General features: G+C 62.2%; 1 protein-coding gene. It reads right to left on the reverse strand.

The genetic code is table 11. The features are described 5' to 3' along the window. Window positions 1-333 (reverse strand): SgcJ/EcaC family oxidoreductase (locus XcuCFBP2542_RS19155; RefSeq protein WP_146090395.1); only part of this gene is annotated, 333 nt, incomplete at both ends.

Consider the following 333-nt stretch of genomic DNA (forward strand, 5'->3'; position numbering starts at 1 on the left):
TTCCGGCATCGCCGAGCTGTGGTGATTGATAATCAGCCACTTGCCGTCGCGCTTTTCGTAGACGAAGGTGTAGCGCGCCTGCACGTCGCTCTTCTTGCCGTCCTTGTCGGTCAGCGTGAAGGTGTATACGCCGGCGTCCACTGCACTGTCGTCATCGAGCAGGCGCACGGTGCGGTAGTTGACCACGCCCTTCGGCTTCTTGGTCAGAAACAGCTCGAAGTACTTCTCGATCTGCTCGCGCGAGGCGCGCACTTCGTTGGACACGGTCGGCAACAGCACGCCATCGGGCGCATACAGGTCGGCCACCTTGTGCGGGTTGCCGGTCGCCAGGGC

It is taken from the genome of Xanthomonas cucurbitae, assembly GCF_002939885.1.
In the GTDB taxonomy this organism is placed as follows: Bacteria; Pseudomonadota; Gammaproteobacteria; order Xanthomonadales; family Xanthomonadaceae; genus Xanthomonas; species Xanthomonas cucurbitae.